Annotated in this window: 18 protein-coding genes; 17 read left to right on the top strand and 1 reads right to left on the bottom strand. The window is 42.2% G+C overall.

The genetic code is table 11. The features are described from left to right. The 17 genes from CQA40_RS11010 to CQA40_RS10825 all read left to right on the top strand — a co-directional run. Nucleotides 1-446, top strand: a 446-nt coding sequence (locus CQA40_RS11010) for a hypothetical protein (RefSeq protein ID WP_181882806.1), incomplete at its 5' end; no start/stop codon positions are given. 115 nt (nucleotides 447-561) lie between these two features. Further along, a complete protein-coding gene (gene argC, locus CQA40_RS02910; protein WP_115519466.1) occupies nucleotides 562-1,662 on the top strand; it encodes an N-acetyl-gamma-glutamyl-phosphate reductase in 1,101 nt (366 codons plus the stop codon). Nucleotides 1,663-1,698: 36 nt separating this feature from the next. After that, complete coding sequence (locus CQA40_RS02905) at nucleotides 1,699-2,229, top strand: N-acetyltransferase (protein ID WP_115519465.1); 531 nt, start codon at nucleotides 1,699-1,701, stop codon at nucleotides 2,227-2,229. A 256-nt stretch (nucleotides 2,230-2,485) separates the two neighbouring features. Next, entirely contained in the window at nucleotides 2,486-4,138 is a 1,653-nt protein-coding gene (gene argJ, locus CQA40_RS02900) for a bifunctional glutamate N-acetyltransferase/amino-acid acetyltransferase ArgJ (RefSeq protein ID WP_258864435.1), read from the top strand. Nucleotides 4,139-4,226: 88 nt separating this feature from the next. Further along, on the top strand, nucleotides 4,227-5,075 hold the full coding sequence (locus CQA40_RS02895) for an inositol monophosphatase family protein (RefSeq protein WP_258864434.1): 849 nt from the start codon (nucleotides 4,227-4,229) through the stop codon (nucleotides 5,073-5,075). Nucleotides 5,076-5,188: 113 nt separating this feature from the next. Continuing rightward, a complete protein-coding gene (gene accD, locus CQA40_RS02890) occupies nucleotides 5,189-6,064 on the top strand; it encodes an acetyl-CoA carboxylase, carboxyltransferase subunit beta (protein WP_023928814.1) in 876 nt (291 codons plus the stop codon). Next, entirely contained in the window at nucleotides 6,036-6,578 is a 543-nt protein-coding gene (locus CQA40_RS02885) for a 23S rRNA (pseudouridine(1915)-N(3))-methyltransferase RlmH (protein ID WP_181882805.1), read from the top strand. The genes accD and CQA40_RS02885 overlap by 29 nt, the downstream gene beginning before the upstream one ends. Before the next feature lie 9 nt (nucleotides 6,579-6,587). Continuing rightward, nucleotides 6,588-7,040: an RNA polymerase-binding protein DksA gene (gene dksA, locus CQA40_RS02880; protein WP_115519455.1), complete on the top strand. Its 453-nt coding sequence runs from the start codon at nucleotides 6,588-6,590 to the stop codon at nucleotides 7,038-7,040. A gap of 146 nt (nucleotides 7,041-7,186) precedes the next feature. After that, nucleotides 7,187-8,458 carry a hypothetical protein gene (locus tag CQA40_RS02875; protein WP_115519454.1) on the top strand — a complete coding sequence of 424 codons (1,272 nt, stop codon included), beginning with the start codon at nucleotides 7,187-7,189 and terminating at the stop codon, nucleotides 8,456-8,458. A 252-nt stretch (nucleotides 8,459-8,710) separates the two neighbouring features. Beyond that, nucleotides 8,711-9,442 carry a hydrogenase nickel incorporation protein HypB gene (gene hypB / locus CQA40_RS02870; protein WP_115519453.1) on the top strand — a complete coding sequence of 244 codons (732 nt, stop codon included), beginning with the start codon at nucleotides 8,711-8,713 and terminating at the stop codon, nucleotides 9,440-9,442. Between the two features lie 37 nt (nucleotides 9,443-9,479). After that, the gene (locus tag CQA40_RS02865) at nucleotides 9,480-9,758 is read left to right on the top strand and encodes a HypC/HybG/HupF family hydrogenase formation chaperone (RefSeq protein WP_023928809.1); all 279 of its coding nucleotides are present in this window, start codon (nucleotides 9,480-9,482) and stop codon (nucleotides 9,756-9,758) included. A 27-nt stretch (nucleotides 9,759-9,785) separates the two neighbouring features. Then, complete coding sequence (locus tag CQA40_RS02860) at nucleotides 9,786-10,364, top strand: DUF2147 domain-containing protein (protein ID WP_115519452.1); 579 nt, start codon at nucleotides 9,786-9,788, stop codon at nucleotides 10,362-10,364. Nucleotides 10,365-10,410: 46 nt separating this feature from the next. Next, nucleotides 10,411-11,613, top strand: a complete 1,203-nt coding sequence (gene hypD / locus CQA40_RS02855) for a hydrogenase formation protein HypD (RefSeq protein WP_115519451.1) — start codon at nucleotides 10,411-10,413, stop codon at nucleotides 11,611-11,613. Between the two features lie 249 nt (nucleotides 11,614-11,862). Then, nucleotides 11,863-14,682, top strand: a complete 2,820-nt coding sequence (ileS, locus tag CQA40_RS02850) for an isoleucine--tRNA ligase (RefSeq protein ID WP_115519450.1) — start codon at nucleotides 11,863-11,865, stop codon at nucleotides 14,680-14,682. 61 nt (nucleotides 14,683-14,743) lie between these two features. After that, entirely contained in the window at nucleotides 14,744-15,433 is a 690-nt protein-coding gene (hisH, locus tag CQA40_RS02845; RefSeq protein WP_115519449.1) for an imidazole glycerol phosphate synthase subunit HisH, read from the top strand. A 121-nt stretch (nucleotides 15,434-15,554) separates the two neighbouring features. Then, complete coding sequence (locus CQA40_RS11405; RefSeq protein WP_220271889.1) at nucleotides 15,555-17,339, top strand: saccharopine dehydrogenase family protein; 1,785 nt, start codon at nucleotides 15,555-15,557, stop codon at nucleotides 17,337-17,339. Nucleotides 17,340-17,441: 102 nt separating this feature from the next. Next, a complete protein-coding gene (locus CQA40_RS10825; protein ID WP_147290147.1) occupies nucleotides 17,442-17,621 on the top strand; it encodes a hypothetical protein in 180 nt (59 codons plus the stop codon). A gap of 77 nt (nucleotides 17,622-17,698) precedes the next feature. Here CQA40_RS10825 and CQA40_RS02820 read toward each other — a convergent pair whose 3' ends face one another. Then, nucleotides 17,699-20,587 carry a valine--tRNA ligase gene (locus CQA40_RS02820; protein ID WP_115519446.1) on the bottom strand — a complete coding sequence of 963 codons (2,889 nt, stop codon included), beginning with the start codon at nucleotides 20,585-20,587 and terminating at the stop codon, nucleotides 17,699-17,701. Nucleotides 20,588-20,600: the final 13 nt, after the last annotated feature.

The raw sequence follows: 20,600 nt of genomic DNA, 5'->3' as shown, positions 1-20,600 counted from the left end.
ATTTGGGTAATGGAGCACACTATAAAAACACTACATTTTTTAATAATGCTATATATTCTGCTAGCTTTGTGTTTTCTCAAAAGTTTCCTTTGCAAAGAAGCAATGGTAAATTGTATCTAAATGCTGATATAGGTGGAGTGTTTGTCGATAGAGTGCTAGATATAATAGAGGGCAAACCCTATATTCTAAAAGCTGGAATGCTACTAGGGTATGAGTTTGGGGGGGATAAAGGTGCAAATAAAAGTGGAAGCAAAAAAGCAAACAAAGGCACAAGCAGGTATAAAAAACTATACAAAAGAAAAAAACGCAAAACAAGAAAATCTAATGCCTTACCAAATAATTCAAAAAGCGATAACATAGAACACAAAAACACCACACAGCCCAAAAAAATCACCACCAAAAAATCTCGCAAAAAAGGCAGGAAAAAACGCAAGACAAAGAAATAACACAGCTTGCAAACTTCAACTACAAAAATACATTTTTGCTATATAATTTCGTTTTGACTAAAGCGGTGTTTAGGCATAAACTTATCAAATAAAAATAAGGCAAAAAATGGCAAATATGATAAAAGTAGGGATTTTGGGTGCGAGTGGATATAGCGCAAATGAGCTTGTAAGACTTTTGTGCACACACCCACAAGCACAGATTATCTGGCTTGGCTCTCAAAGTTTTGATGGGAAGCCATACACAAGAGCGTATCAAAACTTTTTTGAAATCTTGCCTTTGGAGTGCATAAATGGGGAAAATCTAGCGCAGCTTGCCAAGCAAATTGATGTGCTTTTTTGCGCGACACCGCATAATTTTTGTGCCAAGATTTTAGATGAGGGCATACTAGATTGCACCAAAGTGATTGATTTGAGTGCGGATTTTCGATTGGAAAATCCAAGTGTTTTTGAGCAGTGGTATCACGCTCCTCATAGCAATCCAAATCTACTAAAAGAGGCTGTATATGGGCTTTGTGAGCTAAATAGAGAGCAAATCAAATCCGCTAGGTTAATCGCAAATCCGGGCTGCTATCCTACTTGTGCTGCTTTAGCCCTAGCCCCGCTTCTATCCTCAAAATCAAAACTTGATAAATATAGCGCAAAACCTAGCATAGACATTTCTAGCATACTCATAGATGCAAAATCTGGCGTATCAGGTGCGGGTAGAGGCACAAAAATCGATACGCTTTTTTGCGAGGTGAATGAAAACTTCAAAGCCTACTCTATCGCTTCTCATCGCCACACACCCGAAATCGAGCAAACTCTCTCAAAACTAGCAAAAGAGCCAATCACACTTAGCTTCACTCCTCATTTAGTGCCGATGAATCGCGGGATATTTGCCACAATCTATGCTTCGCCAAGTGAGAATTTTGCAAAAGAGCTACACAAAGCAGATTCTCCTAAAAACTTGCTAACACAAGTTTATAAAGATTTTTATGAGGGGGAAAGATTTGTGCGGATTTTGGAAGCGGATATGAGTGTGCAAACGCGCTGGGTAGAGGGTAGTAATTTTGTCGATATTGCGCCGTATTTTGACACGCGCACAAACCGCATAATCATCACTGCTACGCTAGATAACCTCATCAAAGGTGCGGCTGGGCAGGCTGTGCAAAATATGAATTTACTCTTTGGAATCAGTGAACACACAGGGCTTGAAGCTGTGCCGTTATTTCCATAAATGTGGCTAAAACCTAAAAATCAAAAGTGCAAAAAAATGCAAAATCAGCACATTATCCATATCCGCCCTATGAGTATTGATGACTATGAAGCGGTGGCTCATTTGTGGGCGCATATTGAGGGGTTTTATATCCGCAGTGTAGATGACTCGCGTGAGGGGATAGAGAGATTTCTAAAGCGCAATCCAAATCTTAGCGTTGTCGCAGAAATAACAAGCCAAAAAGATAAGCAGGGTAGCGATTTGGTGCTTAGAGGTTTGGCACTTCAAGACAAAGAAAGCAAGCCAAAAATCGTAGGCTCTATCTTGTGCGGACACGATGGACGCTATGGAAGTATTTATCACGCTTGCGTGCATAAAGATTTCCGCTTGCAAGGTATCGGCAAATCTATGGTGGCTTACGCGCTAGAGGGGTTTAAGAGGGAGTGTATCACTTCGATTGCGCTTATTGCGTTTAGCGAAAATCTAATCGGCAATGCCTTTTGGAAAACACAAGGCTGGGATTTGCGAACAAATACTAATCGCTATGAGCTAAGCCTAAATACACAAAACACGCTTACCAAAATCTAAAATATTGCCTAAAATATTGCGTGGAAAGATTTTGGGGAAATTTTTGTGATATTTTTTAAGGAAATATTGGCAATTTTTAAGGCTTTTACTACTTTTGATAAGACTCTTTAGCAAAAGCAAAATCTAAAAATTGCTAAAACTTAAGTTTTGTAGTGTAAAATCTCACAAATTTTTGGCACGATTTTGGCACACGATTTGGGGGCAACTCTAGCAAAGGCACAAAAGGTTTTGCTACATAAGACTCTAAGGAGATAAAATGAACTCATCAAATCTAAAAAATACTTCCACAGATTCGCAACACTCTAGCTCACAAAATCCTAGCTTGCAAAACAATGACTTACAAAACGATACTTTGCAACAAAATAATTTGCAAAATCCTGCAAAAAATCCACCTCTAACCCCTAGTCAAATCGTGCAAAATCTACGCTCCAGCAATACAAAAACGACAAGCACACCAAAGCCAAATATAGCAAAATCTACCCCAAAATCACGCACAAAGTCTAGCACAAAGTCCACACCCAAAACCACTCCAAAATCCAAACCAAGCATAAAATCCACCACGACATTTCATCTAAAGCTCCTAAAAGCAAAAACCAATGCAAATACAGCTACAAACGCCACAAAGATACTTACAAAATCCACCCAAAAATCTATCAAGGATTTTGCTCCAAAAATGCGAATGCTAAAAAAAGGCTTAGAAATCCTGCCCTCATTTGAGTTTGCGGGGGTAAAAGCTGGCGTGAAGTATAAAGATAGGCTTGATATGGCACTACTTTATAGTGCTACTCCTTGTGTGGCTGCGGGGGTTTTCACGCACAATAAGGTGCGGGCTGCCTGCGTAGAATACAACATAGAGCGACTAAAAGACACGCCCTACTTTCACTCTGTCATCATAAATGCAGGTAACGCAAATGCTTGCACAGGAGAGAGAGGCAAAAAAGACTGCTTAGAGAGTGCGCTAAGTGCGAGTATCGCGCTAGATATAGATTTTCACTCTACGCTTTTGGCTTCCACAGGGGTGATTGGCGTGCCTTTACCAATGCCAAAAATAAAAAAAGGAATCCTAAGCCTTGCCAAAGCAAAAGGCTCTAGTGAGGTTTGCGCAAGCAATGCAGCAAAAGCGATAATGACGACAGACACACACCAAAAGCAATGCTCGCTAGAGTTTAGAAGCAAAAATGGCTCAAAAATCCGCTTAGCTGGCATAGCTAAAGGTAGCGGAATGATACACCCAAATATGGCGACATTGCTTGGGTTTGTCATCACTGATATAAGCATCTCTCAAAAACTCCTCCAAAAAGCCCTAAAAAAAGTAACCAAAAATACCTTTAATATGATAAGCGTGGATAGGGACACTTCGACAAATGATATGGTGCTAGCCCTTAGCAACAAAACCGCAAAAAATGAGCTCATAGTCGATGAGAGGAGCGTGGATTATAAGTCGTTTGTGCAAGGGCTTATGATGATATGTGATGAGCTATCTCGCCAAATCGCAAAAGACGGCGAGGGAGCAAGCAAGCTAATCACTGCTAGCGTGCAAAATGCTCCAAGCAAGCGCGTAGCACGCAAACTAGCAAAATCCATAATCAGCTCAAATCTTGTAAAGTGTGCGGTGTATGGCAATGATGCAAATTGGGGTAGAATCCTGTGTGCTATGGGATATGCAGGGGTTGAATTCCCAAAAGAAAAGTTGGATTTAAAAATCACAAGCAAAGGTGGGGAAATCATCATAATGAAAAATGGGCAAGCCTTGCAAATCAATGAAAAAAAAGCAACAAGGATTTTAGGATTTGATGAAGTAAGCATAATCGCTGATTTAAAAAACACAAATAGTGCAAAATCTGCAAAGGCTTATGGCTGTGATTTGACACCGCAATACATTTCGATAAATGCGGATTATCGCTCATAGATTTCTAAGGGATTTGTAGGTTTTTTTAAGTGAATTGCAAGTGGGTTACTAGATAGAGTTTTGTTAGGATTGTTTTTAAGGAAAAATGATGAAATTTGATGAGTTGCTACAAACAAGTCAGTTTTTGATGGGCTGTATGAAAGCAGGGGCGAAGCTAGCACCAATCCTTGCTAAAAGGGACAGGGCAATGTTTGTGCGACACAGCAAGGGAGCTGGAGGGGATATAAGTATCGGGGCGGATTTGCTGTGTGAGGAGGAGTTTGGGGAGGCACTGCTTGGTATTGCAAGCCTTGATTCTGAAGAGGGGGGGCTTATAAAATGCAGGGGGGAGTCAAGTGATATTATCGTGCTAGACCCGCTTGATGGCAGTGATAACTATCTCTCAAACATTCCCTACTATGGTGCTTCTTTGGCGCTTTGTGATAAAGATGGCAATGTAAAAGAAGCGTGCATTATGAATTTTTGCAGTGGCGAGGTATTCTATGATAGAGCGGACTCTAAGCGGGATTGCAAACCCTCAAACACTCAAAATTCGCTAGATGAGATTTCTCCCCCATATACAAAACTTCATCTATTTAGAGAGGAGATTTTGCGCCCAAAACCTATCGCCGATGATAAAAACACACAGCCCCTACAACCCCCAAAATGTGGAATCTTTGAGCGGGCGTATTGCAATCCTAGCGTGGTGGCAAAGCTACACAATCACAAGGTTAAATTTCGCTCACTAGGTGCGGGTGCGCTATCTTGGGCGTATTGCTTGGAGGGGAGGTTTTTGCTTCTTGGGGGGAAAAGTAGGCGATATGACGCTAAAGCTGGACAGTTTTTGGCTCGGGACTTGCATATCAGGGAAATAGTGGATAAAAATGGTGCGTTCTTTTTGCTTGTCAGCAAGTATAAAGAAATTTTTGATATGATTTCAGGGATTGTTTTGGACTAAAGCAGATTCAAAAATCAATTCTTAAGTAATTTTTAGGCAATCTTTGACAAACACACGCTAAGAACACCAATCCCACAAATACAACAAAACAAGATAGAGTATAAGGAGAGAGAATGGGTTTTGTAGATTTTCTAAAAAACCTCAAACGCGATGAAGAAAGAAGTGCTAAAGATACTTCAAGCCATTGGGTGAAATGCGACAAATGCGGCTCGCTAATGTATTATAAAGAAGTTTATGAGCACGGACAAGTCTGCCCCAAATGCAATCATCACTTTAGAATATCGGCAAATGAGAGAATCAATCTGCTTTGTGATGATGGGAGTTTTGTAGAATTTGATAAGGGATTAGCCCCTGTTGACCCGCTTGATTTTGTCGATAAAGAAAGCTACAAGGCAAGGGTAAAAAAATACACCCAAAAAACAGGGCGTCCTAGCTCTGTCATCGCAGGCGAGGGCTTGATAGAAAAAGTCCCATTTCAAATCGTGGTATTTGATTTTGCGTTTATGGGGGGGAGCTTGGGCTCGGTAGAGGGAGAGAAAATCGTCCGAGCGATAAGTAGGGCGTGTGAGAAAAAGCACTCACTGCTTATCGTATCTACAAGCGGTGGAGCTAGAATGCAAGAATCCACTTACTCACTTATGCAAATGGCAAAGACTTCTGCTGCGCTAAATCGCTTAAGCGAGCATTCATTGCCGTTTTTTTCTGTGCTTACAGACCCGACTTTTGGCGGGGTGAGTGCTAGTTTTGCTTTTTTGGGGGATATTATCATCGCAGAGCCCGGAGCGATGATAGGCTTTGCAGGAGCAAGAGTGATTAAGCAAACTATCGGCGCGGATTTGCCAGAGGGCTTTCAGACGGCGGAGTTTTTGCTTGAGCACGGGCTTATTGATATGGTGGTAGCACGAGGCGATTTGCGCAAGACGCTAAAAGATTTGAGCTTGTATCTCAATCCTTATGGCTATGAAAATCCTGCTTTACACCATATCTAAGTCGATGCCTATGACACCGCTAGAGTGGCATTACCAAAAGCTGTGCCAAACATTTAATGCAAGTGTGTGTGTAGAATCAATATTTAACACCGACATAGATAGCGCACACAAAGTCGCTCACAAGCACAACAAAAGCCAAAAATGGCAAAATCAAAAACTAAAAAGAGCGCAAAACTCACAGCAAAACAAAAGTGCAAGCCTAGCTCAAGCAGCATATACAAAAGCCTTTAGCCCACTGCTTGGGACAAAGGCGGATTCTATCGCACTTCACCCTAGAGGAATGAAACTTGATAGCATTCAATTCTCACAGCTTGTCGATAGCGTGAGGCAGTCTAAAGCGGATTTACGCTTTTTTATCGCGGGTCCTTATGGATTTGATGATGAGTTTATCTCTAAAACAAGTGCGATTAGCCTTAGTGATTTGACATTCTCGCACAAAATCGTTCGCGTTGTTTTGCTAGAGCAAATCTATCGTGCTCTAAGCATTATCCACCACCACCCATACCACAAATAAGGAGCAAAAATGCCACACAAAAAGTGCGCAAAACAGAATACAAAACGCCAAACAAAAACGAAGTTTAAGGAGTTTGAAAATATTTTGGAGATTAGGCATAAAAGTCTATTAGAGATTTTGGATTCTAGAAATGGTAATATCAAAGATTTGCACTCTAGTGCTCTAAAAGATGATAGCGATTTGGCAGTGGCACATATTCAAGGGCAGCTTGATTGTCTCATTATTGAAAAATATGCTTTAGAATTGCAAGAGGTAGAGAGCTCGTTGCAAAAGATTGCAGATGGCACTTATGGGATTTGTGAAATGTGTGATGATGAGATAAGCACAGATAGACTGCGTGCTAAGCCTCACGCACGATATTGTATCGACTGCCGTGAAGTCTATGAGAAATCCCAAAGAGTAGCCAAAAATGACAAAGCAAATGATGATAAAGCAACTAAGTCTGTGGCGAAGTCTTGGTAGGAATCTTTGCAAAATCAAATTTTGGCGTGAAGTATTGCAAGATTTTCGCTCTTTTGGTAGCGTTTGGGACTGAAGTGCGAGGCTAGGTGCTTAAAAGAAGTGTCGGGTGCTTTAGAAATGTTTGAAATCAAAGTAGAGGAGTTAGATTGAAGTTTAAATACTACGCGTTGTTTTCGCTGTTTTTTATCATCGCTGTGTATATCGGAGCATACACTATCACTGACACACAAGAATATAGTGCGTTTGGTATGAGCCTGCATATCGCTGTATGGATAGTGCTGATTTTGGTGGTGTTTTTTGTGTATAGCTCGCTATTTTTTGCGTATAGCTGGGTGCGCTCGCTTATCGTGCGCAGAAATAACTATGAGGATTTGGACTCTCTAATCTCTCAAGTGCTTTTCCAAGCCACGCAAAATGCCCATCCACAAAACACTTATCCAACAATAGATGAGATACACTCTAGCACGCAAGATGCCAAAAGTGCCAATACCGCGCAAGAAAAAACAGCAGGGCAAATAGTCCAAAGTAGCACGCTGCAAAATCCACAAAAAAGCATAGGGCAAAATCTGCTAAAAAATCCAAAGCAAAGCCTAAATGACATCGCAGATACTGCCTCTCTCATAGCAAACGCCCTAAAAATACGCTCAAAACTTTTTGAAAATTTTTCTAAAAGAGTTGCTAAGCCATCTCCAAGTGCGATAAAAAACCCGCATTTGCGCACTCTATCGCTTATCATATCTCGCTTTGAGCTACTGCCAAATTTAGGCTCACAAGAGTGCGGAAACTCCCGCATAGACAAACTTTTGGCACGACTTGTAAGCATCAGTAACGGAAAATATGAGGAGATAAACAAATATCACTTAGAAAAAGATTCTCCGTTTGTGGTGAAAAATTGGCAAAACTATGCTCTTAAAAGTGCCAAAAATGCCCTTGAAGTGATAAAGGACCCGACTAAGCCTTTGCTATCTCGCCGATTTGCGCTTGGGATTATCTGTGAGGGTGGTGTGCCAAAAGAGATAAAAAAAGCCCTTGAAGTCCAAGACTACCTTGATAAACCCTCTTTGCACAATGCCTTGCAAACTTGCCTTGCGCTAGAATCTTGCCCGCTAGATTCTAGTCAAATCATAGATTTGGGCGAGGGAGTGGGGTTTGATGGTGATGATTATTTGGCTCTAGCAAAGTCTACGCACGCCAAGCTAAGCCCTGATAAATGGCTAAGAATCTTTAGTGATTTGAGCGATAAAAGCGAGAGGGTGCATAAGGCGTTTGTGTATGTGCTACTTGAACTAGAGATGATAGATAGAGCGCAAAGCGAGATAAAATCTAGCCGAAATAGCGAGGATATGCGCGGGGTTGTGGCATATATGGAGCTAAAGAGGATAAGCAAAGAAAGCTATCCGCTAAAAATGTTTATCTAGCTTAGCTTTGGGTAGTGGTTTTGGATAGTGAGATTTTGCCACAAGGCACGCTAGAAAGCCCGCTATAAAAAGCATTGTGCAAAAATCTTGTGAAATATTCTTGTGTGATATTTGGCTAAAATCTCGGGCTAGCTTTGGATATTGCTTGGGTTTGTCCTATCTCATCTTATGTTTTTGCTTATGTCTTTTATGTATAGCCACCACTTTTAGCCTTTCGCACAACTCCTAACAACACCAAAAAGGAAATCCATAATGAAAGACAATCTAACACAAACTCAAAACACAACCCAAAGCATAACTATGGAAGTTGTCCAAAAAGTGCTAAGCAAAAACGACAAAAAAGCCCTGCAAATGCGTGAGTTATACGCGCAAGATGGGCTATATGTGATAAACCTTATGAGCTCTGCAGGCAGTGGAAAAACGACATTTTTAGAAACCCTTGCAGAATCTAGCGCAAAATCTAGTGATTTTGGGTTTGCCGTTATTGAGGGAGATTTGCAGACAAATCGCGATGCTGATAGGCTAAAAGCAAAAGGCATAAACGCTTATCAAATCCTCACAGGCGAAGCCTGCCACCTAGATGCTACAATGATAGAGGAGGCATATCATCATCTAAAATCTAGCAATGCTTTAGAGAGTGTAGGCTATCTGTTTATTGAAAATGTCGGCAATCTTGTGTGTCCAGCGAGCTACAATCTCGGTGCGGATATAAATATCGTGCTTTTATCCACGCCAGAGGGCGATGACAAGGTGCTAAAGTATCCTACGATGTTTTTGTGTGCAGACGCACTTATCATTTCCAAAGCAGACTTGATAGAGCATTTTGGCTTTGATTTGGAGCGGGTAAAGAGTGATTTGGCTAAGCTAAAAAAAGGCATTCCTATCTTTCTCACAAGCAAAGATGACATAGATTCTATCCAAAAAGTGCGCACTTTTATTGTGGAATGCAAAATGAAAGGGTATCATTCCAAACATAAGTTTTAGGATTTTTGTGCCAAATGTCTAACAAAAAGGAGAGTAAATGTGTCTAGCTATCCCATCAAAAGTCATATCCATAGACAAATCTAGCAATACCGCCACCATAGAGACGCTAGGCGTTAGCCGCGAGGCAAGCCTAGATTTGATGCAAGATGAAGTCCAAGTGGGGGAATATGTGCTATTGCATATCGGCTATGTGATGAGCAAGATTGATACACAATCCGCGCTAGAATCCATAAAGCTATATGAGGAAATAGTAGCAAGTATGGACGATGATGAATACATAGATGAGCAATATGACACAGCGCAAAAAACGCAATAAAATCACAAAAGCCATAAAGGAGAGTAGATGAAAAATCACAGACATACAAATGGTGGATTTTGGCTAGTGGCTTGCTTTGCTTTGGGGCTTGGCTCTGCTAGTATAGCTCAAGCAAAAGAATGTGAGCTAGGCACTAAGACAAAGCACTACAAAACCCACATAGGCAAAAGCGGGCGTCAAAGTATCGTAGAGTTTTTCACAAAAAGCAATGGTAGCAAAACCAAAATCTACGCCTATGGCTATGCCAATGTCGATGGTAGCGGACCCAAAAAAGACATAAAAAACCCAAATCCAAAGTTAAGAGAGCGCGTGGATAAAGGTGCGGTGTTTGTCTATGGGCTATCAAAATCTGCTGATGAGTGCGTATATGAGGGCGGAGAGGTGTATAACTACGATGATGGCAAGACTTACTACCTAAAAATTACCATAGAATCTAATGGCAATCTATCACTAAGGGCAAGCCTAGATAAAAAGGGGTGGTTAGGGGAAAGCCTTACTTGGACGCCACTAAGCCCACAAGACATAGCCAAGTATGAGGGCGAAAAGCCAGATTTCGCCGTAGTCGAGGAGTCTTATAGTAGCTTGCCAAGCGAGTTTAAGCCATAAGATTTTGGGTGCATTTTAGATTCACATATTTTTTAAGGATAGGGCAATGTCTAGCAAAGATTCTACTCCAAATGCTTCTGCAAGTGCTTTTGCAAACGCTCCTGCAAAAACTTCAGCCACTTTAAGCACTTCTCTTTTGCTAGATGGATTTCGCCAAAAAGACGCTATTCTAGCCCTATCAAAGCAAATCCACAAACTAGCCAAAAATCTAAAAACTCCACTAAAAATGATGGAAGTGTGTGGAGGGCATACTCACACGCTTATGCGCTATGGGCTAAAGGGGCTTTTGCCAAGCAATATTGAGTGCATACACGGACCGGGCTGCCCTGTATGTGTGATGCCAAAATCTCGCATAAACCAAGCATACACTATCGCTATGCAGCCAAATGTGATTTTGCTAACGCTTGGCGATATGCTAAAAGTCCCGGGGAGTAATGGCTCTCTCCAAGATGCCCGTGCCAAAGGCGCAGATGTGAGGTTTCTCTACTCGCCTAGCCAAGCCCTGCAAATCGCTCTAAAAAATCCAAGCAAAAAAGTCGTGTTTTTTGCTATCGGGTTTGAGACGACTACGCCTATGAGTGCCGCACTACTATCTCGCGCCATAGAAGCAAAATGCCAAAATCTATTTTTTCATATCAATCATATTCTAGTCCCTCCACCGCTAGAAGCCATACTAGATTCCAAAGATTGTGCTATAAACGCGCTTATCGCTCCATCTCACGTAAGTGTCATCACAGGTGCGAAAATCTACAAACCATTGCTAGAGAAATATCGCATTCCAATCGTGGTGAGTGGCTTTGAGCCTGTGGATATGATGCAAAGTATCGCTATGCTAGCTAGCCAAGCAAATGACATACAAACCCACAATGCAAACCCAAAGCTAGAAGTGCAATACACCCGCGTAGTAAATATGCAGGGCAATCAAAAAGCACAAGAACTAGTAAATACATTTTTTGAAATCGCACCTAGCTTTGAGTGGAGGGGGCTAGGCGAAGTGCCAAACTCTAGCTTAAGATTGCGCAAAGAGTATCGTGCTTATGATGCAGTGCGTGAGTTTGAAGAGGTTTTAGATTTTACCCCCATAGCAGATAACAAATCTTGTCGCTGTGGGGATATACTGCGCGGGGTGGCAAAGCCACTAGATTGCAAGGTATTTGGCAAATCTTGTATCCCTAGCCACCCACTAGGAAGCTGTATGGTAAGCTCTGAGGGGGCTTGCGCGGCTTATTATAAATACGGAGCGTGCTAGGTTTGCAAAAATTGCAAAAAAATTTTTTTAGGAAAATTTTGTAGGTGGATTTTGTGATTTGCTTTTGTGGTTTGCGTTGGCAATTTGCTTTTAGCAATTTAGGCTTATTGGGGGCAAACTTTTGGCAAGCGAGCATTGCACTAAGCTTTTTTGAGGTATTTTTTGGCTACAATAGCGTTTTTTTAAGCATTTTAGATTTTGCTTAAAAAGCCTAAAAACTTGCCTATAAACTTTAGTAAAGGACACTAAATGGACTATAAAGACACTTTGTTGTTGCCAAAGACAGATTTCCCAATGCGGGGCAATCTACCCCAAAATGAACCAAAAATCTATGAAAAATGGCAAAAAGATTGCGCAGCTTATCACAAAATGCGCTCCTTGCGTGCTACAAATACTCATAATCCACAAAAGACTTTCACTCTACACGATGGACCTCCCTATGCAAATGGCAATCTCCACATAGGGCACGCGCTAAATAAAATCCTAAAAGATATTGTCATAAAGACACATTTTTTTAATGGCGATTCGGTGCGCTATACACCGGGCTGGGACTGCCACGGACTGCCCATAGAACAGCAAGTAGAAAAATCACTTGGCAAAGATGCACAAGGAAAGGCAAAAAAAGACACTCTGCCAAAATCTAAAATCCGCGAGCTATGTCGCGCTCACGCTGCTAAATATCTCGCAATCCAAGCAGATGAATTTAAGCAAATGGGGGTTTTGGGGGATTTTGAAAATCCATATAAAACTATGGATTTTGCCTTTGAGGCAAATATCTATCGCACGCTTTGTGAGGTGGCAAAAAAGGGCTTGCTAGCCACTCGCTCTAAGCCGATATTTTGGAGCTGGGCAGCTAGAAGTGCGCTAGCTGAAGCGGAAGTGGAGTATAAAGACAAAGAGGATTATAGTATTTTTGTGGGATTTTCTCTCACGCAAGAATCAAAGCAAAAACTCACCCTAGAGTCAAATAAAGAGATAAAAGCAGTGATATGGACTACCACGCCTTGGACGCTTCTATCAAATCAAGCTATCGCGCTAAATCCAAATGAAATCTATGTCATCACAGAAGAGGGATATTTGCTAGCAAAACCACTGCTAGATTCTCTAATCGACAAAGGCATAACAAAAGGCGAGATTCTCAAAGAAGTCTATGCAAAAGAGCTAGAATACTGCGAAGCGATAAACCCGCTAAATGAGCGAAAATCTGTGATTTTGCTAGGCGAGCACGTGCTTATGGAGGGGGGAAGTGGGCTTGTGCATACCGCGCCCGGACACGGCGAAGATGACTATTTCTTGTGGCTAAAATACGCCGATGAAGCAAAAATGGCAAAATACAATCCTACGCAGATTTTGATGCCCGTGAATGATAAAGGCTGCTATGATGAGAGTGTGTGTGAGCTACTGCCTAGTAGCGTGGCAAATGATTTTGTTGGCTTGCATATTTTTAAGGCAAATGAGAAAATCCTAGAGCTACTAGGGGAGAATCTCATCTCTTGCTCCAAATTTGTCCACTCATATCCGCACTGCTGGCGCACACACGAGCCTGTGATATATCGTGCAACAAAGCAGTGGTTTATCCTAATGGATAAGCCATTTTTAGATGGCAAGTCTTTGCGAGAAGTCGCGCTAAAGGCGATAGATGAGACTAGATTTTATCCTGCAAGCGGACGCAATCGCATAAATGCTATGATAGAGAATCGCCCTGATTGGTGTATCTCTAGACAGCGTGATTGGGGAGTTCCTATCGCGTTTTTTATCGACAAAGAAAGCGGCGAGCCACTGCTAGATGAAGATGTGCTAGAATCTATCGCAAAAATATTTGAAAAAGAGGGCTGTGATGCGTGGTGGGACAAAGAGATAGAAGAGCTACTTCCCTCAAGCTACAAATCTCAAGCGCACAAATACGAAAAATGCGAGCATATACTAGATGTGTGGTTTGATAGCGGTAGCACTTGGAATGCCGTGCTAAAAAGCGGAATCTATGATGCAGGAGAATATCCTAGTGATATGTATTTGGAGGGGAGCGACCAGCATAGAGGGTGGTTTCAAAGCTCTCTTTTGCTAAGCTGTGCTTTGCAAGGGCGTGCACCGTATAAAGCCGTGCTTACTCACGGATTTACAATGGATGCAAATGGGCAAAAAATGAGCAAATCAAAGGGCAATGTAGTCCTACCTCAAGAGGTGCTAAAGCAATATGGTAGCGAGATTTTGCGACTTTGGGTAGCACTAAGTGATTATCAAAATGACCAAAAAATTTCAAATGACATACTAAAGCAAGTAAGCGAGCAGTATAAAAAAATCCGCAATACTATTAGATTCCTTATGGCAAATGTGAGCGATTTGGATTGCTTGGCTAAAGAGAGTGATTTAGGACAGATAGATAGGTTTATTTTAAGCAGGGCTTTTAGCGCGTTTAGTCAAGCTAGGGCGCATTTCAAAGAGTATAATTTCATCAGTGCTATGCAGATTCTCTCATATTTCATTAGCAATGAGCTAAGCGGAATCTACTTGGATTTGTGCAAAGATAGCTTGTATTGTGATAAAAAAAATGGCAAAGAGAGAGTGGCACACCAAAGCGTAATGGCAGTGATTTTAAGCCATTTGTGTCATTTGCTAGCACCTGTGCTTACCTACACCATAGAGGAAGCACTCTCTTTTGCGCCTAAGATTTTGGGTGTAGGAGGAGAATTTGGCGTTTTTGAGATTGCCCCACTAGAATCTTACAAAGAGATTGCTAGTGATAGGGAAAATGTAGATTTTATCCTGCTGCTTGAGCTACGAAATAAATTTAACGAAACGCTTGATAGCCTAAAAAAAGACGGAGTAGTAAAATCAGGGCTTGAGCTTTGTGTGGTGGGGGATTTTGGCGATTTCAAAGAAAGTGCTAAGTGGCTTATAGTAAGTGAAGAGGGCAAAAAGCTTGGCGAAAAAATCTCCACAATAGAGATAGAGGGCAAAATCTATGCTATCCACAAAAGTGGCGAGTGCAAATGCGAGCGGTGCTGGCGATATATGGCAAGCTCTAGTGGCGGGCTATGTGAGCGGTGTGAAAAAATCGCTGGGAAATGATGTTTTAGAGTTTGTTTAGTAAGATAATTTAGTAAATGTCAAAAGTATCAAAAGCGCGACAATGAAAACACAAAATATCGCTATCATCGACTACGGAGCGGGAAATCTAGGAAGTGTGAGAAATTCATTTGCATATCTTGGTGCTTGCCTTGCCATAGAGTCTAGCCCGCACAAATTGTGTGATTATGACAAAGTGATTTTGCCCGGTGTGGGTGCGTTTGGCGATGTGGTGGGGCTAGTTAGGAAAAGTGGGTTTGATGAAGCGATAGCAGAGTTTGTCAAAAGTGGCAAATATATGCTTGGAATCTGTGTGGGTATGCAGCTACTTTTTGAGCGAAGCTATGAGTTTGGAGAGCATAGAGGGCTAGGGCTTTTAAAAGGCGAGATTGTGAAGTTTGGGGAGGATTTGCGCACGCCTCATATCGGGTGGAATCAAAACTTTTTTGCTAATGAGGATGCAAACTTGGATAAGCAAAAGATTTGCGCGCTTCCTCACTCGCTTTTAGATACCGTGCCAAATGGTGCGTATCTTTACTTTGTGCATTCATATTATGCGAGCAATGTCGATGAGAGAGATGTTTTGGCGTGGTGTAAATATAGCGAGCCTAGCAAGAGCCACAAAAAAAGTGAGGTAGAAGCCACTAGGTTTCCCTCTATTGTCGCAAAAGATAATGTGCTAGGTATCCAAGCCCACCCCGAAAAAAGCCACAAAATCGGCTTGCAAATTTTGCAAAACTTTTTATCGCTTTAAGTTGCTTTACTATAAGGGCGTGGCTTTGTAAGCAAAATCTTGTGTTTTTTGCTTAAAGAAATTTTGCTAAAATCTCAACTATGTAAATCTACTAGGTGCATAAATCTTATAAGGAGTGAAAATGGCGTGTGTTTTACAAATCGGAGCAGGTGGCGTAGGTGGCGTGGTGGCGCACAAAATGGCGATAAATCGCGCTGAATCTGGTGGTGTGTTTTCGCGCATTATATTAGCTTCGCGCACTTTGTCTAAATGCAAGGCGATTGCGGATAGCATTCATTCTAAGGGCTTTGGAGAGATTGAAATCGATGAAGTAGATGCTGATAATGTCGAATCTGTGGTGGCTTTGATAGAGAAATACCGCCCAAAACTCGTGGTAAATGTGGCTTTGCCCTACCAAGATTTGGCAATTATGGAGGCGTGCCTACGCACAAAGACGCACTACCTCGATACTGCAAACTACGAGCACCCCGATAACGCGTACTTCGAGTATAAGGAGCAGTGGGCTTATGACACGCGTTATAAGGAAGCGGGGATTTTCGCGCTTTTGGGAAGTGGCTTTGACCCGGGGGTTACTAATGTGTTTTGTGCTTATGCGCAAAAGCATTATTTTGATGAGATTCACAGCATTGATATTTTGGACTGCAATGCTGGGGACCACGGCTATGCGTTTGCGACAAACTTTAACCCTGAAATTAACTTGCGCGAAGTGAGCAGCAAAGCTAGGTATTGGGTAAAGGAAAATTCGACTCTTGGCGAAATTTGCGGGAGTTTGCATTCATCTCACTGCGGTGCACACGCAAGTGCGCCTCATTCGCCAAATGCTACACAACCCACAAATTTCTCTCAAGATTCTAGAATTTCTAGTGATTTTGCGCAAAAACTTTGTAATTCAAGTGTCGCAAATTCTGTGAGTTTGGATTCAAATCTAGCACTTAACCCCGACTTGCAAGAAGACAAAATCTATCGCAAATTTGAAAGAGAGGAAAAGCACTTCGCACTTGAATCAAACACGCAGGATTTGCAAAATGTGCCGTATTTTAACGGGCAGTGGCGCGATGTCGCCCCGCTTGCTCTAATGAAAGAGTGGGATTATTTGGGCGTGGGCGTGAAAAATAGCTATTTGCTTTACCACGAGGAGTTGGAATCGCTTATTCGCAATATCAAGGGACTGCGCAAAATCCGCTTTTTTATGACATTTGGGGAGAGCTATCTTACGCATATGAAGTGCTTGGAGAATGTGGGGCTGTTGCGAATCGATGAGGTGGCACACAAGGGGGGCAAAATCGTGCCAATAGAGGTGCTAAAAACACTCCTGCCAGACCCCGCAAGTCTCGCCCCGCGCACCAAAGGGCAGACGCATATCGGCTGCTACATAAAGGGGCTAAAAGATGGCAAGGAGCGCGTAATTTACATTTATAACATTTGCACGCACGAGGAGTGCTACGCGGAGGTGGGCGCACAGGGGGTGAGCTATACCACAGGTGTGCCTGCGATGATAGGGGCGAAGTTGATATGTGAGGGCAAGTGGGGCATAAATTGTGAAAAAATAACAAATTCAGTTTGCAGCGACTTTTTGGGGAGTGCTTCGGACGCTTCACTGCAACGCACGAGGAGTGCGTCTCATTCGCTTACCTCGCACAACCCCAAAAATTCATCTGCAACCTTAGAATTTGAGAATCTTGATTCTAATGGCTTGGGTTGCGTTCCCTCGTTTAACGCGGATATGCCAAAAGGTGGAGAATCTCAAGGGCTAGATTCTAATCAAGGCTCTGGTGTGTGGAATATGGAGCAAAACAATCCCGACCCATTTATGGAGGAGCTAAACAAACAAGGTTTGCCCTATGTGGTAGTTGAGTTTGATGAAAATGGAAGCCACAAAGTCCTAGAAGACGGACGCAAGAAGTAAAAATTTTAAACGCTATAAGTAGCTATGCTAACTAGCTTGTATCATCTAAAAAGTGTGGTAGAATCAGCGCGTTTGCAAAGTTTGCCAATAGATTGGTAAATAATGCGGATTTCAAAATCAGTAAGAATTAAGACATTTATCCATAATGCAATAGAGAATCTTATCAAGCACACTAATCAAATGCGCCAAGCACGCAGAACAAAGAAACACAATATTTTGCCAAGAAAGATTCTCTCACTTATCGCAAATCCACCAAAATATCAGCCCAAAATACCAACTTAATAGTGCGCAAAAATCTGCGAAACAAAATCCCTACATTGTGCGGAAATAATCAAGCTCCATCGCTGATAGAAGCCAAACTATCTTCTATCTAGCGTGTCTATTTCGCTTTGGATTTTGCGTAGTTTGTCTAGGACTTCTTGCAGGCTAGATTCTAGCTTTGAGACTACCTCTTTTGGCGCGTTTGCTAAAAATCTATCATTTTTGAGGTTTGATTCTAGCTTATCACGCTCTTTTGTTAGCTTTTGTTTTTGAGAATCTAGCCTAGCCAAAATAGGCGATAAATCGATATTATCAAGCGGTAAGTAGCACTTCACGCCCTCGCCTATATCTACTACGAAGTTTTTGGTATCTGTGCTATCAAAAATCTTTATAGATTCTACTCGTGCAAGTTTTTGGATAGAATCTAGGGCTTTTTGGGCGATTTTTTTGTCATCAAAGCTCTGTATATATGCTTGTTGCACGGGCTTATTTGCCAAATCTATGCTTGCTTTTAGTCTGCGCAAAGAAATCGTAGCGTTTTTTATCATCTCAAATTCTGCCTCCACCTCCAAATCCCGCTCAAAATCGCTAGGAAACTCCTCCACCATAATGCTTTGGGCATCTTTTAGCTCCTGCCCCCTTAGCTTGTGGTATAGCTCCTCACTGATAAAGGGCATATAAGGGTGCAATAGCTTTAGCGCGTCTGCTAGCACCGCTCCAAGCTCGTTTATCGCTTCTTTTTGCACTTTGGCTAGCTCTATACACCAATCGCAAAATTCCCCCCACAAAAAGCGATAAAGCACGCTTGCGCCGTCATTGAAACGATAAGATTCTAGTGCAGCTATAAGCTCGCTATTTGCAGTATTTAGACGCGATTTGGCGTATCTGCCAAGTGGCGTGTGGTATTTGCTAACCTTACTAAATCCACCAAATCCACAATCTTGCTGCCTAGCATACAAAAGCAAAAATTGCGTGGCATTAAAAAGTTTGTTTGCAAAGTTTTTGCCTATCTCTAGTTGAGCGGTGGATAGTCGTATATCGCGTCCTTGTGCGCATAGATAGGCAAGGCTAAATCGCAGTGAATCCGCGCCGTATTTTTCTATCATTTCTAGCGGGTCGATGACATTTCCGCGAGATTTACTCATTTTTTGCCCATTTTCATCGCGCACAAGGGCGTGCAAATAAATATCCCTAAATGGTAGTTTGCCTAGCAAAGACTCGCCGCTAAATAGCATTCTAGCTACCCAAAAAAACAATATATCAAATCCCGTGATAAGCAGGGAATTTGGGTAGAAATTTGTCAAATCATCTGGGTTGTATGGATTCTCGCTCGTGCTTGCTTCGTGCAAGGGTGCAGAATCTGTGTGATTAGTATCTAAAGATAGATTGTTTTTCCACCCTAGCGTGCTAAATGCCCACAAACCTGAACTAAACCAAGTATCTAGCACATCGCTTTGTTGCTTTAGCTCGCCTCCGCATTTTGGGCAGCTAGATTCTACTTCGTTTTTGGAGGCAAAGCGATGAGCGCATTTGGGGTTTTGGCAGTCCCAAATAGGAATCCTATGCCCCCACCACAGCTGGCGCGAGATACACCACGGTCGTAGCTCACGCATCCACGCATTGAAATTATTTAGCCACGCGCTTGGATAAAACTTCGCTTCGCCCTCATTTACGCGCTTTATCGCGCCATTAGCAACTTCTTTTGAGACAAACCACTGCTTTGAGATATATGGCTCGATTATGTTGCCACAGCGATAGCATTTGCCGACTTGATTTTGGTAGTCTTGGGTTTTTAGCAATGCACCGCAAGAGTGTAGTGCTGCGACTATGTCTTCTCGTGCTTCTAGTCGCTCCCTACCCTCAAACCCCTTTGCATTTGCATTAAAGATTCCTTTTTCATCAAATATGACGAGGTTTTCTAAATTGTGTCGTTTGCCTACTTCATAGTCGTTTATGTCGTGTGCGGGCGTTACCTTTACCACACCCGTGCCAAACTCCATATCCACCGCACTATCAGCGATGATAGGAATCTCTTTGTTTAGCAGAGGAAGCACGACAGATTTGCCCACCAAATGAGCATAGCGAGAATCATTTGGATTTATCATCACAGCGACATCGCCAAAGAAAGTTTCAGGGCGCGTAGTAGCCACTACAAGGGCGTCTTTTGGGAAATTATGCTCATTTGTGTCCCCTTGCGCGTCTGCAAAATCCGCGCTATGAGCCCTCAAAGAATAATCGCTAGTTTGCGAACTATCAGCTAGCCTGTAAGCGATATAATATAGCTTTGTATCCTGCCCCTCATACTCCACTTCTATGTCGCTTAGTGCTCCATCGTGCGTGCACCAATTCACCATATAATCCCCCTGATAGATTAGCCCTTGCTCATACCACGCGACAAATGCTTCCCTCACGGCTTGCTGCAAGCCTTTATCCATAGTAAATCGCGCCCTAGAAAGTGCGGGAGAAATCCCTAAGGCTTGCATTTGCCCTGTGATTTTGCCTCCAGACTCTTCTTTCCACTCCCACACTTTTTTGATAAATGCTTCCCTGCCTAGCTCCTCTTTTTTTATCCCTTTTGCTAAGAGCTGCTTCTCTACGATATTTTGCGTGGCGATTCCTGCGTGGTCTAGCCCGGGCTGATAGAGAGTGATGAAGCCTTGCATTCGCTTATAGCGAACGATAATGTCTTGCAAGCTAAGGGTAAGTGCGTGCCCTATGTGAAGCACGCCTGTTACATTTGGAGGGGGCATCATTATGCAAAAATGCGTGTCTTTTGGCTCTAATTTTTTCTCATTTGCTTCATTGCCATTTTTGTCGCTATTTTTTTCTTGCTTTAGTCTTTCTTGTCGTTTTTTAGCAAGGGCTGCATTGCCATCTGTCTCAAAATACCCTCTATTTTTGCAGATTTCATAGATAGTAGATTCTATCGCTTTTGGATTGTAGGCTGCTTTTTCTTCCTCTTGTGGATTTTGTGTTTTTTTACTCATCATTGCTCCTAAA

The organism is Helicobacter sp. MIT 01-3238 (genome assembly GCF_003364135.1).
Taxonomy (GTDB): Bacteria; Campylobacterota; Campylobacteria; order Campylobacterales; family Helicobacteraceae; genus Helicobacter_B.
This window is presented reverse-complemented; position numbering and strand designations above follow the sequence as displayed.